The organism is Aureivirga marina, from assembly GCF_015767265.1.
GTDB classification, from domain to species: Bacteria; Bacteroidota; Bacteroidia; order Flavobacteriales; family Flavobacteriaceae; genus Aureivirga; species Aureivirga marina.
Genome location: NZ_JADPIB010000003.1, coordinates 234,813 through 253,234, shown reverse-complemented (window position 1 = coordinate 253,234; position 18,422 = coordinate 234,813). Strand labels below are relative to the sequence as shown.

At 29.2% G+C, this 18,422-nt stretch carries 16 protein-coding genes; 7 read left to right on the top strand and 9 right to left on the bottom strand.

Annotated features, from left to right (window positions below; all coding sequences use genetic code 11):
- Window positions 1–9: 9 nt before the first annotated feature.
- On the bottom strand, window positions 10–1,431 hold the full coding sequence (locus I1A51_RS07925; protein ID WP_196892790.1) for a hypothetical protein: 1,422 nt from the start codon (window positions 1,429–1,431) through the stop codon (window positions 10–12).
- A 52-nt stretch (window positions 1,432–1,483) separates the two neighbouring features.
- Between I1A51_RS07925 and I1A51_RS07920 the strand changes: the two genes are divergently transcribed.
- Window positions 1,484–2,563 (top strand): DUF3810 domain-containing protein, encoded by a 1,080-nt coding sequence (locus tag I1A51_RS07920; protein ID WP_196892788.1) that lies wholly within the window; start codon window positions 1,484–1,486, stop codon window positions 2,561–2,563.
- Between the two features lie 86 nt (window positions 2,564–2,649).
- Here the strand turns inward: I1A51_RS07920 and I1A51_RS17700 are convergent, their stop codons facing one another.
- From I1A51_RS17700 to sucD, 6 genes are all read right to left on the bottom strand, one after another.
- Window positions 2,650–2,784: a hypothetical protein gene (locus I1A51_RS17700; protein WP_262895824.1), complete on the bottom strand. Its 135-nt coding sequence runs from the start codon at window positions 2,782–2,784 to the stop codon at window positions 2,650–2,652.
- A 274-nt stretch (window positions 2,785–3,058) separates the two neighbouring features.
- Window positions 3,059–3,634: a hypothetical protein gene (locus I1A51_RS07915; protein ID WP_196892786.1), complete on the bottom strand. Its 576-nt coding sequence runs from the start codon at window positions 3,632–3,634 to the stop codon at window positions 3,059–3,061.
- Between the two features lie 81 nt (window positions 3,635–3,715).
- Window positions 3,716–4,717 carry a DUF3644 domain-containing protein gene (locus I1A51_RS07910; RefSeq protein ID WP_196892784.1) on the bottom strand — a complete coding sequence of 334 codons (1,002 nt, stop codon included), beginning with the start codon at window positions 4,715–4,717 and terminating at the stop codon, window positions 3,716–3,718.
- A 73-nt stretch (window positions 4,718–4,790) separates the two neighbouring features.
- Entirely contained in the window at window positions 4,791–5,723 is a 933-nt protein-coding gene (locus I1A51_RS07905) for a 5'-nucleotidase (protein ID WP_196892782.1), read from the bottom strand.
- A 739-nt stretch (window positions 5,724–6,462) separates the two neighbouring features.
- A complete protein-coding gene (locus tag I1A51_RS07900) occupies window positions 6,463–7,899 on the bottom strand; it encodes an aminopeptidase P family protein (RefSeq protein WP_196892780.1) in 1,437 nt (478 codons plus the stop codon).
- A 132-nt stretch (window positions 7,900–8,031) separates the two neighbouring features.
- Window positions 8,032–8,907: a succinate--CoA ligase subunit alpha gene (sucD, locus tag I1A51_RS07895; RefSeq protein ID WP_196892778.1), complete on the bottom strand. Its 876-nt coding sequence runs from the start codon at window positions 8,905–8,907 to the stop codon at window positions 8,032–8,034.
- Between the two features lie 350 nt (window positions 8,908–9,257).
- Between sucD and I1A51_RS07890 the strand changes: the two genes are divergently transcribed.
- The 6 genes from I1A51_RS07890 (at window position 9,258) to I1A51_RS07865 (ending at window position 16,996) form a co-directional block, all read left to right on the top strand.
- Window positions 9,258–10,004: a DUF4290 domain-containing protein gene (locus tag I1A51_RS07890; RefSeq protein ID WP_196892776.1), complete on the top strand. Its 747-nt coding sequence runs from the start codon at window positions 9,258–9,260 to the stop codon at window positions 10,002–10,004.
- An 11-nt stretch (window positions 10,005–10,015) separates the two neighbouring features.
- A complete protein-coding gene (murA, locus tag I1A51_RS07885) occupies window positions 10,016–11,323 on the top strand; it encodes a UDP-N-acetylglucosamine 1-carboxyvinyltransferase (RefSeq protein WP_196892774.1) in 1,308 nt (435 codons plus the stop codon).
- 134 nt (window positions 11,324–11,457) lie between these two features.
- Complete coding sequence (locus tag I1A51_RS07880) at window positions 11,458–11,997, top strand: nucleotide exchange factor GrpE (protein WP_196892772.1); 540 nt, start codon at window positions 11,458–11,460, stop codon at window positions 11,995–11,997.
- Between the two features lie 16 nt (window positions 11,998–12,013).
- Entirely contained in the window at window positions 12,014–13,144 is a 1,131-nt protein-coding gene (gene dnaJ, locus I1A51_RS07875) for a molecular chaperone DnaJ (protein WP_196892770.1), read from the top strand.
- A 325-nt stretch (window positions 13,145–13,469) separates the two neighbouring features.
- Window positions 13,470–14,552, top strand: a complete 1,083-nt coding sequence (gene gcvT / locus I1A51_RS07870) for a glycine cleavage system aminomethyltransferase GcvT (protein WP_196892768.1) — start codon at window positions 13,470–13,472, stop codon at window positions 14,550–14,552.
- A 143-nt stretch (window positions 14,553–14,695) separates the two neighbouring features.
- Window positions 14,696–16,996 carry a T9SS type B sorting domain-containing protein gene (locus I1A51_RS07865; RefSeq protein WP_196892766.1) on the top strand — a complete coding sequence of 767 codons (2,301 nt, stop codon included), beginning with the start codon at window positions 14,696–14,698 and terminating at the stop codon, window positions 16,994–16,996.
- Window positions 16,997–17,043: 47 nt separating this feature from the next.
- Here the strand turns inward: I1A51_RS07865 and I1A51_RS07860 are convergent, their stop codons facing one another.
- A complete protein-coding gene (locus I1A51_RS07860; protein ID WP_196892765.1) occupies window positions 17,044–17,757 on the bottom strand; it encodes a DUF3307 domain-containing protein in 714 nt (237 codons plus the stop codon).
- On the bottom strand, window positions 17,754–18,356 hold the full coding sequence (locus I1A51_RS07855; RefSeq protein WP_196892763.1) for a SatD family protein: 603 nt from the start codon (window positions 18,354–18,356) through the stop codon (window positions 17,754–17,756). Before I1A51_RS07855 ends, I1A51_RS07860 begins: the two co-directional genes overlap by 4 nt.
- Window positions 18,357–18,422: the final 66 nt, after the last annotated feature.

The window sequence follows — 18,422 nt, the reverse complement described above, 5'->3', positions numbered from 1 at the left end:
TCCAATTATTTAGTTCTCAAAAAATATTTTATTCTTTAAAATTTCTTTTATGAAAGGAAAAGTAACACCGACGAAAAACTGCACTCGTCTTTGTCTAAATTCTACAGTTGTGGGAACACTCACATCTGATAAATTTGCTCCTTCTGGTAAATCAAACGGATTCAAAATATTTTGGTTTGAAAAAGCATAATTTACCCCAAAAGAAATATCTCCCCATTTTGGATTAAAATCAAAACCACCTCCAATTTTATATAAATTCGATTTGTAAAAAGAAACTGGTGTTGTTTTTCCTGCAATTGTAACAGAATTCCCTCCAGTTTGTGCTGAATAATCTGTCGAAAAACTCATATATGCTGTTAACTTTTCATTAAATTTATATTCATAACCAATTCCGAAATTGATGACACTTTTTGCTTCTTCTTCGTATCGGACGGTTATTGGATTTTCTGTTGTTTGTCCAACAAAATGGACAGATTCCATCAAATTATATTTTTGAATTGGCGCAAACCATTCAAAAGCCAAATGAATTTTACTTTTATCAATAAAAATTCCTGCTCCAGCTCCAACAGAAAATGGTGAATGTGTTTTTGCTTTTATATTACTTTCTACCACATACTCAAATAAGTCTTTATCTGTGACAGTTCCAAAATCATCTGTTATAATATTTTCATAAAAAATATTTCCATCACCTGTAATATGAATTTTCGGAACAGTAACTGTCATTCCTAATGCTAAAGAATTATTTTGAAAAGCAACTCCAAGTTTTGGAACTACTCCATAATTATCATAAGAATAATTATTATTTCTTTCTAAAAGCGCAACATTTGTAGAATCTTGAAGTGAAATAATTTGGAAACCTAAAGCATTTGATTGTTTTCTTGTGCTTACAAATACCGAAGCTCCAACACTTAATTTTTCACTTAATTTATGTGACCAAGAAACTCCATACCATCGTTCTTTGGCTAATTGTGTAAATAATCTTCTTTCTGTTCTAAAAATATTTCCTGAAGTAGATTCTCTTCGATCGAATAAATCAAAATCCGATTTTTGTCTTAAAAGAAAAGAATATGCGAAAGTGTGATTTTTTAATCCTTTTATTTTAAATAAACCTGCAACCAAATTTGGACTTGCACCTGTACTTCCATTTCGAACTCGAATTTCTCCATAACCTGGTTCATTAATAAATGAATTATTAATTTCATATGCTTTTGTACTAATTGTTAATGCAGTTTTTTTACTAAAAACAATTCTCGCTGGATTATAATATACAGCTCCTAAATCTTCCACACTTCCTGTTACTACACCGTTTAGTAAAACAGATTGACTACCAAAATTATCAGACCAATAATTCCCACTTTGAGAAAATACCATTACATTTGAAAACAAAAAACAGATTAATAGTATTTTTGCAAATTCATTAATTCCTTTCATAAAATCATTCTTTTTATTTTGTATTTTAATATAACATTTTGAAAACAAAACTATGAAATATAAAAAACGTCATATCATATTATCTATATTTTTAGTAATTCAAATACTATTACTTAAGTTACTAAAAAACAAGACATTATTTATAGAAAATGATTATTCAAAATCAATTTATTTACATATTTCTAAAATTTTAAGATCTATTTTTGGTTGGATTCCTTTTTCTTTTGGTGATATTGTCTATACTGTTTTAGTAATTTATTTAATTGTATTAGTATATAAGCTGTTTTATCGAAAGTTAAAATTCTTTAAAATTTATTTTCTTAAAATTTTCGCTACTATTTCTGTAGTATTTTTTATTTTTAATATTTTTTGGGGATTAAATTATTATAGACTTCCACTTTATAAGCAATTAGGTTTTTCTGATAAAAGTTATACTGATGAAGAATTGATGACAGTTACAATTAAATTGATTGAACGAACAAATCAATTACAAGAAGAAATTACAAACTCAAAACACAAACCCGTAGAAATCCCTCACTCTATTGAAGATGTGTTTTTAAGAACGAAATCTGGTTTTGAAAATATTCATACAAAATTTGATTTTCCGGAATATACACCTCCTTCGATTAAGACATCGATGTATAGTACAATTTTAAGTTATATGGGATTTTCTGGCTATTTAAATCCACTAACAAATGAAGCACAAGTAAATTATAATATTCCGATGGTTTCGATGCCTTCAACGTCTTCTCATGAAATTGCACATCAATTAGGCTATGCAGCAGAAAATGAAGCAAATTTTATTAGCTTTTTAGCTTGTACACATAGTAATGATAAATATTTTCAGTTTTCAGGTTATTATATGGCGATGCGTTATTGTATTTCCAATTTGTATAAAAATGATCGAGAAGCTTATGAGAAAATTAGAGAAAATTTAAATGAAGGAGTTGTGCAAAACATGAAAATTCATCGAGAGATTAATCAAAAATATGATAATGATGTTTTGGAGCCATTTATTAAAGATATTTACAATACTTATTTAAAAGCAAACAATCAAAAAGATGGAATTCGAACATATTCTTATATGGTAAAAACTTTAATAAATTATCATGAAATGAATCCGAATTTTTGAGAAATTTCGTGAATAAAAAAATCCATTTGTATGAATGGATTTTTTGGTGGAATTATTTTTTATTAATTATTTCAATTATTCTTTTTTTAAAGAATACTAGCTTTTTTTAGTTTTCTTATCTCCGCAATTAATTTTGGAATGTCTTGTTTTGCATTTGCAATAAAATCTTGATTATTGTCGAAAAGTGGATTCTGAATGTAGATATCTTCTCCACCAGTCATTATGAAGCTATCTCCACTTGTATGATCTCTTCCTTAAATCATTGATTTCCAAGATCCTTTAGTCGTATTATTACATCTATCTTCTATTTCTTGTAATTCTTTTTCAGTCATTTATTTCTATTGTTTTTTCTTCAACTCTATTGTAAACGAACCTATTATTTATTTGATTAAATTTCTGTTAATTGATATACAATTTACAAGTTGAATAATAATAAACTTTGAGTTTTACTTTTACTCGCATTATGTATAATAGCCTGTGAAAGCAAACGTAGAGTTATTTTTTGTTATATTTTTGGTCAAATGTTTTCTTTATCCATTCATCTAAATCAAAACTAATAGTCTCTTCTCCTTTTTTGTTTTTTAGTTTACTCCATTCTTGTCTAATCTCACTCATTTTATCAGATAGATTTTCCTGTTTTTTTAGATTTCCATTTTCAAATGTAAATTCGAAAACAGTTTCATATTTCCAAGCAGGATGAAATCCCATATGAACATATAAATCTCGAATAAAATCTTTTCCAATTAAAATGGAGCCTGTAAAATCAATTTTTAAATTAATATTTTCGTAAGTTTTATTAAATCTTCCTTTATTTCGTTTGGGTTTTACTCCGTTTATTATAGGTCCAAGCGGGTTTTCATTGATATTGGAATCATTTACATTTAAATTCTTAGCTACTAATTCATTGTTTTCTATAGAAAATGTCCTATAAAAACCTCGCCAACAAGCTGTACTTGCAGACTTTGTAAATATTTCATAATCTCCAGGATGAAAACAAATTTCTTCCGTGAATCCTGTCAAAGAGTAAAATTGATTATTATAAATAAACTGATCTGATATTTGTGCTGTCATGTGTGTTTATTAACGGTGAATGATTGCCAACTGTAGTCCTGCCGTTAGATGGCTATGGAGTATTATCTAGTGTTACCCTAATTATTCTTCTTTAAGCTTGTAATACTTATTCAATTCAGTAAATACTTCTGTACTATAAAAGTCTTGTCCAGTACCTGATTTATTTACCACATCTAAATAGCGTTTTCGTCTCAAATTAGGATTTTCTTTTATGCCTTTCATTATCCTGTTGAATTTTGGATTTTGTTTAAAGTCTGAATACATTTCTCTCGCTTTTTGAGTTATATCATTGTATTTCAAAGTATATATAGTTTTAAACAATGAATCTTCTTCTATTCTGATTTTCTTTGCAGATTCTTCATCAGTAATATTAACTGGTTGATTTATTGCATTAACCGCCAGTTTTGCTTTAGAATGATCTTTTGTTATTCCCGCAATAATATCAGCATTAGAAATCCTTGATTCATTTACAGCAGCAATTTTAAAAGAAGAAAAAATAGAGTCTTTTATTCCAGCATCATTTAGAAGCTCAGTTGAGGAGACAATACTTTTAATGAATGCTTGAATTGATTTAGATGATTGGCTAATTGCTGATTCATCAGATAAAAAATCTACAGGTGATATAAATGGCTTGAATCCTAAAGGAAGTAACATTAAATGAGTCTCTTGAGAAAGATCAGTATTAAAATTTCCTTTCAAAAAATCATTATAGTTTAATATCGATTTATGTAAGACTGAGTAAAGTACAGCATCTAAATTTTCTTTATAGAAATGTATAATATGGCATCTGAATTCATATAACTTTTTAAGATTTTCTTCAATATGCATAAATTCTTTTCCAATATTTTGACTAACATAAGATAAACATTCCTCAAAAGTTTTGGTGGTACCATCTTTTTTTATGAGTTTGAATTCGTCCAAATTTTCATTAATAAATGCTTTAAGAATTAACTCCCAACCATTAATACATAAAACAGTACAGATTTCATATCTATAGCTAAAAATTGGTTTATTATGGAGTTCAATACAACCAATAATTGCTGATTTTGAATTCTCAATTAATGCTTCTGAAATTGGTTTCATTTATTGTTTTTTATGGGTAACGTTTAGAATAAAATGCGTTTTAATACATTTTTATATAGTATTATAGCCAATTTTATTTTTTCTTTTCAATTGTGTTCATTTTTGAATCAGAACTATATGGTACTTTACCTGAAGGCACTACCTTACTTGTGGCATTGAGGTGTGTCTCTTGATCATCAAAAAATATATGTGCACCAAATGCTTTTAATACTTTATCCTTAGAAAGGCCACCTAAAAAATGAGCTTCATCAACATAAACTCTCCATTTTCTTAAAGTCTTTATTACTCTCATATGAGAAGGAGCATTTCTTGCTGTAACAATTGATAATCTCAAAGGAGTTAATTCAATTGTTGTAGGTAAATGCTCTTGAATCTTAGAGAGTTTTATTAAAAGCTTAGCAAAAGGTCCTTCCTTTAAAGGCTCGTCTACATGTTCTGATTCAAACTTATGAAATGCGTCTATGCCTTCAGTTTTGTATCTGTACTCAGAGTCTTCCGAAAATAAAACCGCATCTGCATCAAAAGCGATTTTAACTCGATTGTCGCTTGGATCAAATTCAGTTGGTGGGTCATAAATTGTAGCAGCTGCGCAAGCTCTAGAATCTATTACTGTTTGTACATCTTTAACGTCTTTTGAAAGAAACAAATCCACATCATAAGCGTCTATATAAGGTGAAAGTGGTTCACCTCCTGAAAGTGCTACTCTGGTAATATCTAGTTTGTGCTCATTAATTGAATTTAGCATTCTTACTCCTGTTTCTGGGCTATTTCTAGACATTACAACCACTTCGACTATTCTCTTGTCAGCTTGATTATTTAATTCTAGTAAACTTTTAACGAGGATAAATGCAGTTCCTGGTTTTAGTGAGTCGTTTTCTTTTTCTTGTTGATATTTTCTGTATCCTTCTATTCCTTCTTTTTCGAATACTGAATTCTCTTCTTCCAAGTCAAATAATGCTCTTGAAGAAACACCTATTACTAATATATCTGAAAAGTCTACTGGCATATTTTTTTTGATTTTATTGGCTAAAATTTATGCACAAACGGAACTCCGTTTATTTCTTTACTAGAAGTTTGTTAAAAAAAAGAACATTCACAGTATTACACACTCAAATGTAAAAGATTTTATATTATAATACAAAAATTACTTTGGAATTTCAAATTTTCTTTTTCAAAATATAGATTTTCTAAAACACATATTTACACTACACAATACATAGTAACTTCTCTCCTAACCTCAACAAATTCAAAGCAATTAAGTTTAAAAATTACGAATATCATAATTCATTCTCGAAAGTCATTAGATACAATATAATTTTAAGCTTATTATTTTAATAATTATTCAAAAAACAATCTAAATCAAACTTGAAATAAGAAGAAATTACTTTATAAATGAATAAATTCGTGTTTTAAAATCTGATTTCGGTTTTTTCATGATATTTATGCTACATAATTTAAAGCAACTTCTCCTCTACTTTCATAAAAACTCATATAAAATTGAATTATATAATAAGTAAGAGCAATAGATTAACATTTCAAATTTTCAAATTAAATTTTCGCTACACTTTTAGTAGAAATTGATTTATAAACAAAAAGAGTTAGATATAGTTTCAGATAGAAATATAGAACCTCATCAGAAATAGCATCTTTTTCATAACCATTTTAAAAAATAAATTCTTATAAGAACTAATAAATAAAGTTCCTATAAGAATTCGATAAATATTTTTTATAAGAAATTTTTCTGTTTATTTTGTTTGAAGTTCTGGAAGTTTAAAATCGTCTAAAGGACTTTTTTCACTCATAAGTTTCTCAATGTCTTCCGACTTTCTTGGAGCCATTTCAGAAAGATTAATTGGTTCTCCATCAGTAATCAAAATATCATCTTCAATACGAACAGCAATTCCCCACCATTTTTCATCACAAGGACTTCCTTCAGGAATATAAATTCCAGGTTCAACAGTAATCACCATATTTTTCTCAAGATTTCCATAACCTCCTCTATCATGAACATCTAAACCAAGATGATGAGAAGTTCCGTGTGGTAAATAATCATGTTTAGCAGAAGGAGAAGAAATAATTCCAAGTTTCGCTAAACCTTTATTAATAACTTCTCTGGCAGCAAAATTTGGAGCAAAAAAACTTTTACCAGCTTTTGCTTCTGCAATTCCAGCAGATTGAGCTTCATAAACAATATCATAAATAGCTTTTTGTTCTGGAGTAAATTTTCCATTTACAGGAATTGTTCTAGTAACATCCGCAGTATAACCATGATATTCCGCACCAAGATCCATTAGAATTAATTCTCCATCCATTTTTGTTTTATTATTCGCTATATAATGTAAAACACAACCATTATGTCCAGCTCCAACAATAGAAGGATAACCTTCATATTCCGAACCATATTTTTTATAAATAAATTCATGAATTCCTTGCACTTCTCTTTCTGTCATATTTGGATGAATTGCTTTCATAACTTCAATTTGACCGATTGCAGAAATTTCAATTGCTTTTTTAAGTAAACGTAGCTCTTCTTTTTGTTTAATTCCTCTAAGATCGTCCATAATTCGATTTAAAGAATAAATATCAATTCCAGAATGAAGTTTTACACCATCATTATCTAAATTTTTAGACATTAATTGCTTTTTAAAACTCTCAATTAATTTATATAAATCTGCATCTTTATCTCTATGATTTCTATAATCATTTTCAAAATCGAAAAACATTACTTTATCAAATTTCTTAAAGTCTATAGCGCCATTTATAAATTGTGTCCCAGTTGTGGCATAATTAAAACCTAACTCATTTTTCGCACCATTTACACCAAGCATTGGTCCATTCCATTTCTCATAATGTGTATTTTTTTTCTCTACAAATAAAATTTCATCTTCTCCATTTTTTTGTGTTTCTGAAAAAATAACTAAAACAGCATTTGGCTCTTTATGTCCAGTTAAATAATAAAAGTCTGGATTTTGATGATATACATAATCAACATCATTAGAACGATTTCTTATAGGATTTGCAAAGAAAACAGCAACGCTATTCTTTGGTAATTTTTTTCTTACAGCTTCTCTTCTTTCTTTGTGAAATTCTTTACTTAAATAATCTTTATCAAAATTTCTATTCTGACTAAAAGAAGAAGTAAAAATTAAAAGACACAAAGAAAGTACATGAATGATTTTCATAAAATTATTTTTTAAATATTGAAACAAATATAAATAACTTAAACTTTGTCGCATTTATTCCAACAAAAAAGATGCCTCAAAATAAACATTTCAAGGCATCTTAATTTATAAAGTTTTAAATCTATTCTCAGATTATTTTCCTAAAACCTCAGCAACTTTCTCTCCAATTTTAGCAGGAGAACTTACAACGTGAATTCCGTTAGCAGCTAAGATTTCCATTTTAGCTTGTGCAGTATCATCTTTTCCTCCAACGATTGCACCAGCGTGTCCCATTGTTCTACCAGCAGGAGCAGTTTGCCCAGCGATAAATCCAACAACAGGTTTTCTGTTTCCGTCAGCTTTAATCCATTCAGCAGCTTCTGCTTCTAATTGTCCACCGATTTCACCGATCATTACAATACATTCTGTTTCATCATCGTTCATTAATAACTCTACAGCTTCTTTAGTAGTAGTTCCAATAATTGGATCTCCACCAATTCCGATTGCAGTAGTTACACCAAATCCTTGTTTTACAACTTGATCAGCAGCTTCGTAAGTTAAAGTTCCAGATTTAGATACGATTCCAACGTTTCCTTTTTTGAAAATAAATCCTGGCATAATTCCAACTTTAGCTTCTTCTGGAGTAATAACTCCTGGACAGTTAGGACCAACTAATCTACAATCTTTATCTGCGATATATTCTTTTACTTTAGTCATATCTGCAACAGGAATTCCTTCTGTAATACAGATAATCACTTTAATTCCTGCATCTGCAGATTCCATAATAGCATCTGCTGCAAATGCTGGTGGTACAAAAATAATAGAAGTATCAGCTCCTACTTGATTTACTGCATCTAGTACAGTATTAAATACTGGTTTGTCTAAGTGTGTTTGTCCACCTTTTCCTGGAGTAACACCACCAACGATATTCGTTCCGTATTCTATCATTTGAGAAGCGTGGAAAGTTCCTTCACTTCCTGTAAATCCTTGTACAATGATTTTCGAATCTTTATTTACTAAGACGCTCATTTATGTTATAATTATTTATTGTGTCAATATTTTGTTTTCGAACCTACGCAAAAGTAAGTAGAAAATTTAAACTTTCTAAAAATTTTCTTAGTTTCTTTATGATTAAGCAAAACTATATTTTTTGCGTTTAAAAGTAAAGTTTTTGTGATGAAAAAAGCGTTATGAAATTTTAAAAAAAATCTAAAAAATAATTTGTTTAAAATTAATATTAACAAATAGAAAAGAAAACGTTTTATAAAAAAGAAAGCGCTAGAAATGTTTTGGTACTATGATTGTTTAGAAAATAAAAAATCGTAATTTGCAAAACGTATCTTTTAGAAGAAAATAACACCTAAAATACTGAGACAGAAATGGAACTAGAATATAATTCAGAAAGAAAGCCTTTAATCATTCCAGAATATGGGCGTCATATACAAAAATTAGTAAATCATTGTAAATCCCTTGAAGATAGAGATGAGCGTAATAAGATGGCAAAAGCGATTATTGATGTGATGGGGAATCTACAACCGCATTTAAGAGATGTTCCAGATTTTCAACATAAACTTTGGGATCAATTATTCATCATGGCAAAATTCGATTTGGATGTTGATTCACCTTATGAAAAACCATCTAGAGAAGAATTAACACAAAAGCCAGATAAATTACCTTATCCTAAATCTGCTTCAAAATATCGTTTTTATGGACATAATATTCAAACGATGATTGATGTTGCTTTAACTTGGGAAGATGGGGAACAAAAAGATGCATTGATTTATACAATTGCAAACCATATGAAGAAATGTTTCTTGAATTGGAATAAAGATGTTGTAAAAGATGATGTAATATTTAAACATTTATATGAGCTTTCTAAAGGAGGAATTGATTTAAGAGAATCGGATGAAGTTCTATCAGATTCTAAAACTTTAATTAAAACTAAATCTGTAAAAACTCCGAAGAAAAGCCCTAATAGTGTAAGTTACGGATCAAATACTTCAAACTCAAGGGACAATAACAATAATAATAATCGAAATAACAATCGATCAAATTATAGCAATAATAACCAACACCAAAGAAGAAATAATAACAATAAAACAAACTATCAAAGAACTAAAAAATAGTATTAAATTACATGGCTACATTTAAAATAGAAGGAGGACATAAATTAAGAGGAAGCATTACACCACAAGGTGCAAAAAATGAAGCATTACAGATTCTATGTGCAGTTTTGCTAACAGATGAAAAAGTAATTATAGAAAATGTTCCAAATATTAGAGACGTTAATAAGCTTATCTATATTTTAGAACAATTAGGAGTTAAAAAAGAACAATTATCTCCAGATTCGTATAGCTTCCAAGCAGATGATTTAAATTTAGCCTACTTAGAATCCGAACAATTCAAAAAAGATGGAAGTTCTCTTAGAGGATCTATCATGATTGTTGGGCCTTTATTAGCTCGTTTTGGAAAAGGATATATTCCAAGACCAGGAGGAGATAAAATTGGAAGAAGAAGATTAGATACACACTTTGAAGGTTTCATTAAACTTGGAGCCAAATTCAGATATAACAGAGAAGAATATTTTTATGGTGTAGAAGCAGAAGAACTTCACGGAGTTGATATGCTTTTAGATGAAGCTTCTGTAACTGGGACAGCAAATATTATTATGGCAGCTGTTTTAGCTAAAGGAACAACCACAATATATAATGCAGCTTGTGAACCATATATTCAACAACTTTGTAAAATGTTAAACAGAATGGGAGCAAAAATTTCAGGAATTGCTTCTAACCTATTAACAATTGAAGGTGTTGAAAAATTAGGAGGTTGTACACATAGAATTCTTCCAGATATGATTGAAATTGGAAGTTGGATTGGTATGGCTGCAATGACAAAATCGGAATTAACGATTAAGAATGTTAGTTGGAAAGATTTAGGAGTAATTCCTACTATTTTCTCTAAACTTGGAATCAAATTAGAGAAAGTAAATGATGATATTTTTATTCCAGAACAAGAATCTTATGAAGTTCAAAACTTTATGGATGGTTCTATCTTAACTGTTTCTGATGCTCCTTGGCCAGGATTTACACCAGATTTATTAAGTATCATTTTAGTGGTTGCAACACAAGCAAAAGGAAGTGTATTAATTCACCAAAAAATGTTTGAAAGTAGATTATTCTTCGTAGATAAATTAATCGATATGGGAGCAAAAGTAATTCTTTGTGATCCACATAGAGCAACTGTAATCGGAATGAATCACGAATCTACTTTAAAAGCTACAACAATGACTTCTCCAGATATCCGTGCTGGAATTTCACTTCTTATTGCAGCACTTTCTGCAAAAGGAACAAGTACGATTCATAATATTGAACAAATAGACAGAGGATATCAATATATTGATGAAAGACTTCGTGCAATTGGAGCTAAAATCGAAAGAATAGATTAGTAAAAAATACATTTTGTCTTAATAATGTCATAAACGCTCACTTTTGTGGGCGTTATTTCTGACAGGATGTCACAAAAACATTAATGGCAATGAATTTGTTAAGCAAAATCAAAAATTATTATAATAAACATCTTATGAGCAAGAATAAAACAGACGATAAAGATTTAGAGAATAAAAAAGTGAACAATGCAGAGGATACTTCTAAAGAAAATACAGAAGCAAAAGATCCTATTGCTGAGCTTGAAGAGCAAGTGAAACAAGAAAAAGAAAAATTCTTACGTCTTTTTGCTGAGTTTGAAAATTATAAAAAAAGAACTGCAAAGGAAAGATTAGATTTATTTAAAACTGCCAACCAAGAATTAATGACAGTTTTACTGCCAATTTTAGATGATTTTGATAGAGGTTTGGCAGAAATCAAAAAAGCGGAAGATGATTCTTTATTCCAAGGAATGAAATTAATCTCTGACAAATTACACAATACATTAACTCAAAAAGGTTTATTAGCTATTGAAGTTAAAGTTGGTGATACATTTGATGCTGAAGAACACGAAGCAATTACACAAATTCCTGCACCATCAGAAGATTTAAAAGGAAAAATCATTGATGTTGTAGAACAAGGATATAAACTTGGAGACAAAACAATTCGTTTCCCTAAAGTAGTTATCGGACACTAATACCCCACACAAAGTCATGAAACAGGATTATTACGAAATACTTGGAGTTACAAAAAGTGCTACAACTGTTGAGATAAAAAAAGCTTATAGAAAAATGGCTATTAAATATCACCCAGATAAAAATCCAGGTGATAAAGAAGCTGAAGAAAAGTTTAAACAAGCAGCGGAGGCTTATGAAATTCTAAGTGACGAGAATAAAAAAGCTCGTTATGATCAGTTTGGACATGCTGCCTTTGAAGGTGGAGCTGGTGGCGGATTCCACGGAGCTGGTGGAATGAATATGGATGATATCTTTAGCCAATTTGGAGATATCTTCGGAAGCGCCTTTGGTGGAGGTTTCGGAGGTGGATTTGGTGGCGGAAGTCGTGGTCCAAGAAGAACTAAAGGTTCGAATCTTCGAATCCGTGTTAAACTTACTTTAGAAGACATCGCAAAAGGTGTTGAAAAGAAAGTAAAAGTAAAACGTAAAGTTCAAGCAGAAGGTGTTCGTTATTCTACATGTTCTACATGTAATGGAACTGGACAAGTAATGAAAGTGACAAACACTATTCTAGGAAGAATGCAAACTGCATCTGCTTGTCCTACTTGTCACGGAAGTGGACAAACTCTTAATAATAGACCAAATGGTGCTGATGCTGATGGTTTGATTATGAAAGAGGAAATGGTTTCTATCAAAATTCCAGCTGGAGTTACAGAAGGGATTCAACTTAAAGTAGGTGGAAAAGGAAATGAAGCTCCTGGAGATCATTCTATTCCTGGAGATTTACTTGTTGTAATAGAAGAAGTAGCTCATGAAACTTTAAAACGTGAAGGAAACAATTTACATTATGATTTATATGTAAGTTTTTCTGAAGCAGCTTTAGGAGCTTCTAAAGAAATAGAAACTGTAACAGGTAAAGTAAAAATTCCTGTAAAACAAGGAACACAATCTGGAAAGATTTTACGCTTAAGAGGAAAAGGATTACCAAGTATTGAAGGATATGGAACAGGAGATTTACTTGTTCATGTGAATGTTTGGACACCTCAACACTTAAACAAAGAACAAAAAGCATTTTTTGAAAAAATGTCTGAGGACACAAATTTTGTCCCAAAACCTTCTAAATCAGAGAAATCATTCTTTGAAAAGGTAAAAGACATGTTTTCTTAATAAAAATATTTGAAAAAAGTCTTGCATATATAAAAGTTACCACATATATTTGCATTGTTATTAGACACATACTAATAATGACTTTTTCTTTTTCATAGCAATTTTTCCCACTCAATCTCAGAGTGGGTTTTTGTTTTTTATATAGTTTCTATTCCATTTTTATAAAAAATTTATCTTTAAAAACATACATTTTAAAGAACTTGTTTTCCACACTTTTTTCTCCTTAAATTCCTTATAAATTCTAAGAAAAATTAAACATATTTTAAATACATTTTTCCTGATTTTTTCAATACTTTAGCAGAAATTTATTTTTAAACAAAAAGAAATGAAAAATACTGCATTATCACATATACATGAAGCACTTGGAGCGAAAATGGTTCCTTTTGCTGGATATAATATGCCTGTACAATATGAAGGTGTAAACATCGAACACGAAACGGTACGTGAAGGAGTTGGTGTATTTGATGTGTCTCACATGGGAGAGTTTTTCTTAAAAGGAGAAAACGCTTTGGCTTTAATTCAAAAAGTTACTACAAATGACGCTTCTAAATTAGTTGTAGGAAAAGCGCAGTATAGTTGTATGCCTAATAATGAAGGAGGAATTGTTGATGATTTATTAATTTATAAAGTAGGCGAAGAAGAATACATGTTAGTAGTAAATGCCTCTAACATTGAAAAAGATTGGAATTGGATTTCACAACACAATGATTTAGGTGTTGAAATGGAAAATAAATCGGATGAATATTCTTTATTAGCTGTACAAGGACCAAAAGCTGCTGAGGCTTTACAATCTTTAACAGAAGTTGATTTAATCAACATGAAATATTACACATTTGATTCTGGAAAATTTGCAGGAATTGATAATGTAATTTTATCTGCTACAGGTTATACAGGATCTGGAGGTTTTGAAATTTATTTCAAAAATGAAGATGCTGAAGAAATTTGGAATGCTGTGTTTGAAGCAGGAAAAGATTTTGGAATTAAACCAATTGGTTTAGCTGCTCGTGATACACTTCGTTTAGAAATGGGATTCTGTTTATATGGAAATGATATTGATGATACTACATCTCCTATCGAAGCTGGATTAGGTTGGATTACAAAATTTACAAAAGACTTCGTAAATGCGGAAGCTATTAAAGCGCAAAAAGAAAACGGAGTTTCTCGTAAATTAGTTGCTTTTGAATTAAAAGACAAAGGAATTCCTCGTCAAGGGTATGATATCGTGGATGTAGAAGGAAATAAAATTGGTCATGTAACTTCTGGAACGATGAGTCCTTCTATGAAGAAAGCTATCGGTTTAGGGTATGTTCCAACTGAATTAGCAAAAACAGGAAGCGAAATTTTAATCCAAGTTCGTAAAAAAGCTTTAAAAGCTGAAGTTGTAAAACTTCCTTTCTATAAGAAATAGTTTTTTTAAAATAAATACTAAAAGCCTAAAATATATTCTATAATTATTTTAGGCTTTTTTTGTGATATATATTAAATTACATTAACTGTATTGCTGCTTTTCAAATATACTGCTATATTTGGCTCATTATAAACAAATCAATAATGAACAAAAAAAAACTTATTCTACTCCTATTTTTTATCTCTTTTTCAATAAATGCTCAAAACTCAAATAATGTAAACATTTGGTATTTTGGTGAAAAATCTGGAATAGATTTTAACAGTGGTCAAGCAGTTGCAATCGACAACGGATCATTACATGCAAAAGAAGGTAGTGCTTCTATATGTGATGCTGATGGAAATCTTTTATTTTATACAGATGGAATCAGAGTTTACAATAAAAATCATGATTTCATGGAAAATGGTATAAATTTATTTGGACATCCTTCTAGTACAACTTCTGCCATTATAATTCCTAAACCTTCTTCTGAAAACCTTTATTATATCTTTACTTGTGATGCCCTTGAAGACCAAGGTGAAAATGGCTTAAATTACTCTATTGTCGATTTATCTTTAAATAATGGTCTTGGAGCAATTACGGAAAAAAATGTTTTACTTCACAAACCAGCAACGGAAAAACTTACTGCAATTTATGATGAATCTACAGATTCTTTCTGGGTTGTTAATCAAGAGCTAGAAACTGAAAAAACAATATGTTATAAAGTTACATCTGAAGGAGTTTCTGAAACTCCGGTTATTAATAATCTAGAATTAATTTCAGGAAATCATAATGTTGGGCAGATGAAATTCTCTCCTAATGGAAAAAAAATTGCAATGAATATTTTTGGAAGTCGAGTTTTACTTTATGATTTTAACATAGAAACAGGAATTATATCCAATCCGATTATTGTTAGAAATAACAACGAAGAATATTATGGCTTAGAATTCTCTCCAGATAGTAAAATGCTTTATGTATCGATTTTCAGCCCAGCAAGATTAATTCAATTTGATATTAGCGAACATAATGCAGCTCTAATACAGGATTCACAATATTTTTTACCTTATGCATATGAAACCATTGGATTAATTCAACTTGCTCCAGATCGAAAAATCTATTGTGTAGTTCCTGATACAGATATACTTTCTGTGATAAATTCACCTAATGAATCTGGGGAACTTTGTGAATTTGAAAGTAATGGATTTCAATTATTAAATCCAAATATTTTAGGATTACCAACTTATATTCAATCGACTTTAAAACTTCCTTTATTAGAAGTTACCGATTTATGTTTAGGAAGTGAAACTCTATTTCAAATTCCAGAATTTGATGGAGTAATTGAAAATATTCATTGGGATTTTGGTGATGGAACCTCATCTACAGAAATTAATGCGACACATATCTATCAAGAACCTGGAAAATATACAGTAACAGCAACTTTTGAAACTACTGAAAGTGAAGATTTCATTAAAACAATTGAAATAGAAATTTATGAACAAGCTTTAATTTCAGAAATCTTACCTTTTGTAATGTGTAATAAAGGAACTGTTTTTATCGGGGAATCTTCTTCTTTTGATATTGAATTGAATAATCAAAAATTAGAAGATTTTAATTATTCTTTTTATGAAACAGAAGAAGATGCTCTTTTAGGTGAAAATAAATTGGATGCTACTTTTTATTTTTCTACATCAGATAAAGAATATATTTATGCACGAATAGAACATAAAAAAAACTTTAAATGTTTCACAATTGAAAAAATCCCATTTCATTATGCTGAAGAAATTGATTTTACAATTGAAGATCAATTAATTTGTGAAGAATTTGAAGAAATTTATCTTGAAGCACCTCAAGGTTTTGATCATTATTTATGGTCTGATGGAAAAACAACGTATTATAACACATTTAATCAAGTTGGAGAATATTCTTTAACTATTTGGAATGATGGTGAAATTACTTGTGAAGTAACGAAGAATTTTACTATAAATTATGCGCCAAAAGCAGTTGTAAAAAATATTGAAATTAAAGAATGGTCTTACGATAAAAATGTAATTAAAGTTAATTTAGAAAATGAAGAAAATGGATTTTTTGAATATTCTCTAGATAATTACAACTTTCAAACTGAAAATATTTTTAAAAATTTAAAATATGGAAATTACACAATCTTTATCAAAAATGAAAATAATTGCATTATTGAAAAAGAAGTTGTTTTATTAGATTATCCAAAGTATTTTTCTCCTAATAATGATGGAATTCACGATTACTGGAATATTCATAACGTAGAAAATTCAAAAAAATCTAAGATTTATATTTTTGATCGCTTTGGAAAAATTATCACTGAAGTTTACACAAGAGGAAAAGGTTGGAACGGAAAGAAAAATGGCTTAAATCTTCCTGCTTCTGATTATTGGTTTTTATTTATCAAAGAAAACGGTGAAGAATATCGGGGTCATTTTACTTTAAAAAGATAAACGTATCAAAAGAGAGGTTGTTTTAATTTTAACCTCTCTCCTATTTTTTATAATAATTTCAATACATATTCATAAATAATCCCGACAAGAATCGCAATTCCAAAACTTAAAAGCGTTCCTATTAAAATATATTCTGTTAGCTTTCGATCTCTTGCTTCTGATAAATCACCAAAACGAAAAACAGATTTTGCTGTAATTAAAAAACCAATAGCTGTCCAGTGATTTGTAATAATAAAACAAAATACAAACAAACGTTCAAGCATTCCGATATATTTTCCTGCATCTTCTAAAGAACCATTTTCTTCCATTGTTTCTGGTTTCCATTTTGAAATTATTACTTTCATAATTATAGATGCAACTGTTGTTACTAATAAAACAGCAATCAAAAATAACAGCACTTTTGGATTTGAAATTAATTTATCCAAAACAGGAATTTTATCATACATTAAAGTTACCTGAATTAAAACTAAAATGTGCAAAAACTGATCGATAAAAAAATACAATCGATTATTTTTCTTTTTTACATAATAAATTTTAAAAACATCAATAAAAAAATGCGATAAAAGAATAATTAAAATCCCCAACCAATATGAAAAATTAAACTGTAAGATTAGCAATAAAAAAATTGCATGAATTCCCATATGAAAATAAAGATAACGTGATTTTATCTTGTTATTTTCTTTGTCTAAAACCCATTTTGTTGGTTGTAATAAAAAATCTCCGATTAAATGGGAGAAAAGCAATTTTAGAAATAATATCATATTCGATCTAATTTTTCTTTAAACATTTTTTCAATTTTAGAAACCTCATCAAAACACGAACGTTTTAGCGTTTCACTAATCGTGCTTTGTGTTTTATTTAATAAAGACGCCAATTGAATTTGATTATAATTCGGATATTCAATTACACTTTTCACCAAAGTTGCTTCAATTACTGTCCAATGATCCATTCGTAAAAGTCCTAATTCTAAATACAAATTCATTTCTTTATCAAAAAATTCTTCATCTGATTTTAGCAACAATGTTCTTTTTTTCAAACACTCAAAAGCTTCCCCAGAAAATATAAATGCACTTCCGTTGGATTGAGATACTTTTTCTTCATGAAAACTCTCATCGCCAATTCCAATTCCCATTCGAACATCCATTCCTTTTACTTGTTTCATCGCAGCTTTTAAATGAAAAGCAACTTTCAAAACCTCTTTAGGATTATTTATACGCAATTGAAAACTGTCTCCTCTAAAAATCTCCCAGTTCGTATATTCTCTACCATACTTTGATAAAGTTTCTTTAAGAATATATAACCACTTTTCTGGAGAATGATTTCTTGAATTTATAATGTCTCCCGTGATGACACTTACCATATTTTCACCTTTTTACTGTGAATTTACCACTATTTTTTTAAAGGATAAAATTAGAATAAAGTTATT

Excerpts from the sequence above, each read along its gene's own strand:
- I1A51_RS07925 (WP_196892790.1), bottom strand. The coding sequence starts at position 1,431 with ATGAAAGGAATTAATGAATTTGCAAAAATACTATTAATCTGTTTTTTG.
- I1A51_RS07920 (WP_196892788.1), top strand. The coding sequence starts at position 1,484 with ATGAAATATAAAAAACGTCATATCATATTATCTATATTTTTAGTAATT.
- I1A51_RS17700 (WP_262895824.1), bottom strand. The coding sequence starts at position 2,784 with ATGACTGGTGGAGAAGATATCTACATTCAGAATCCACTTTTCGACAAT.
- I1A51_RS07915 (WP_196892786.1), bottom strand. The coding sequence starts at position 3,634 with ATGACAGCACAAATATCAGATCAGTTTATTTATAATAATCAATTTTAC.
- I1A51_RS07910 (WP_196892784.1), bottom strand. The coding sequence starts at position 4,717 with ATGAAACCAATTTCAGAAGCATTAATTGAGAATTCAAAATCAGCAATT.
- I1A51_RS07905 (WP_196892782.1), bottom strand. The coding sequence starts at position 5,723 with ATGCCAGTAGACTTTTCAGATATATTAGTAATAGGTGTTTCTTCAAGA.
- I1A51_RS07900 (WP_196892780.1), bottom strand. The coding sequence starts at position 7,899 with ATGAAAATCATTCATGTACTTTCTTTGTGTCTTTTAATTTTTACTTCT.
- sucD (WP_196892778.1), bottom strand. The coding sequence starts at position 8,907 with ATGAGCGTCTTAGTAAATAAAGATTCGAAAATCATTGTACAAGGATTT.
- I1A51_RS07890 (WP_196892776.1), top strand. The coding sequence starts at position 9,258 with ATGGAACTAGAATATAATTCAGAAAGAAAGCCTTTAATCATTCCAGAA.
- murA (WP_196892774.1), top strand. The coding sequence starts at position 10,016 with ATGGCTACATTTAAAATAGAAGGAGGACATAAATTAAGAGGAAGCATT.
- I1A51_RS07880 (WP_196892772.1), top strand. The coding sequence starts at position 11,458 with ATGAGCAAGAATAAAACAGACGATAAAGATTTAGAGAATAAAAAAGTG.
- dnaJ (WP_196892770.1), top strand. The coding sequence starts at position 12,014 with ATGAAACAGGATTATTACGAAATACTTGGAGTTACAAAAAGTGCTACA.
- gcvT (WP_196892768.1), top strand. The coding sequence starts at position 13,470 with ATGAAAAATACTGCATTATCACATATACATGAAGCACTTGGAGCGAAA.
- I1A51_RS07865 (WP_196892766.1), top strand. The coding sequence starts at position 14,696 with ATGAACAAAAAAAAACTTATTCTACTCCTATTTTTTATCTCTTTTTCA.
- I1A51_RS07860 (WP_196892765.1), bottom strand. The coding sequence starts at position 17,757 with ATGATATTATTTCTAAAATTGCTTTTCTCCCATTTAATCGGAGATTTT.
- I1A51_RS07855 (WP_196892763.1), bottom strand. The coding sequence starts at position 18,356 with ATGGTAAGTGTCATCACGGGAGACATTATAAATTCAAGAAATCATTCT.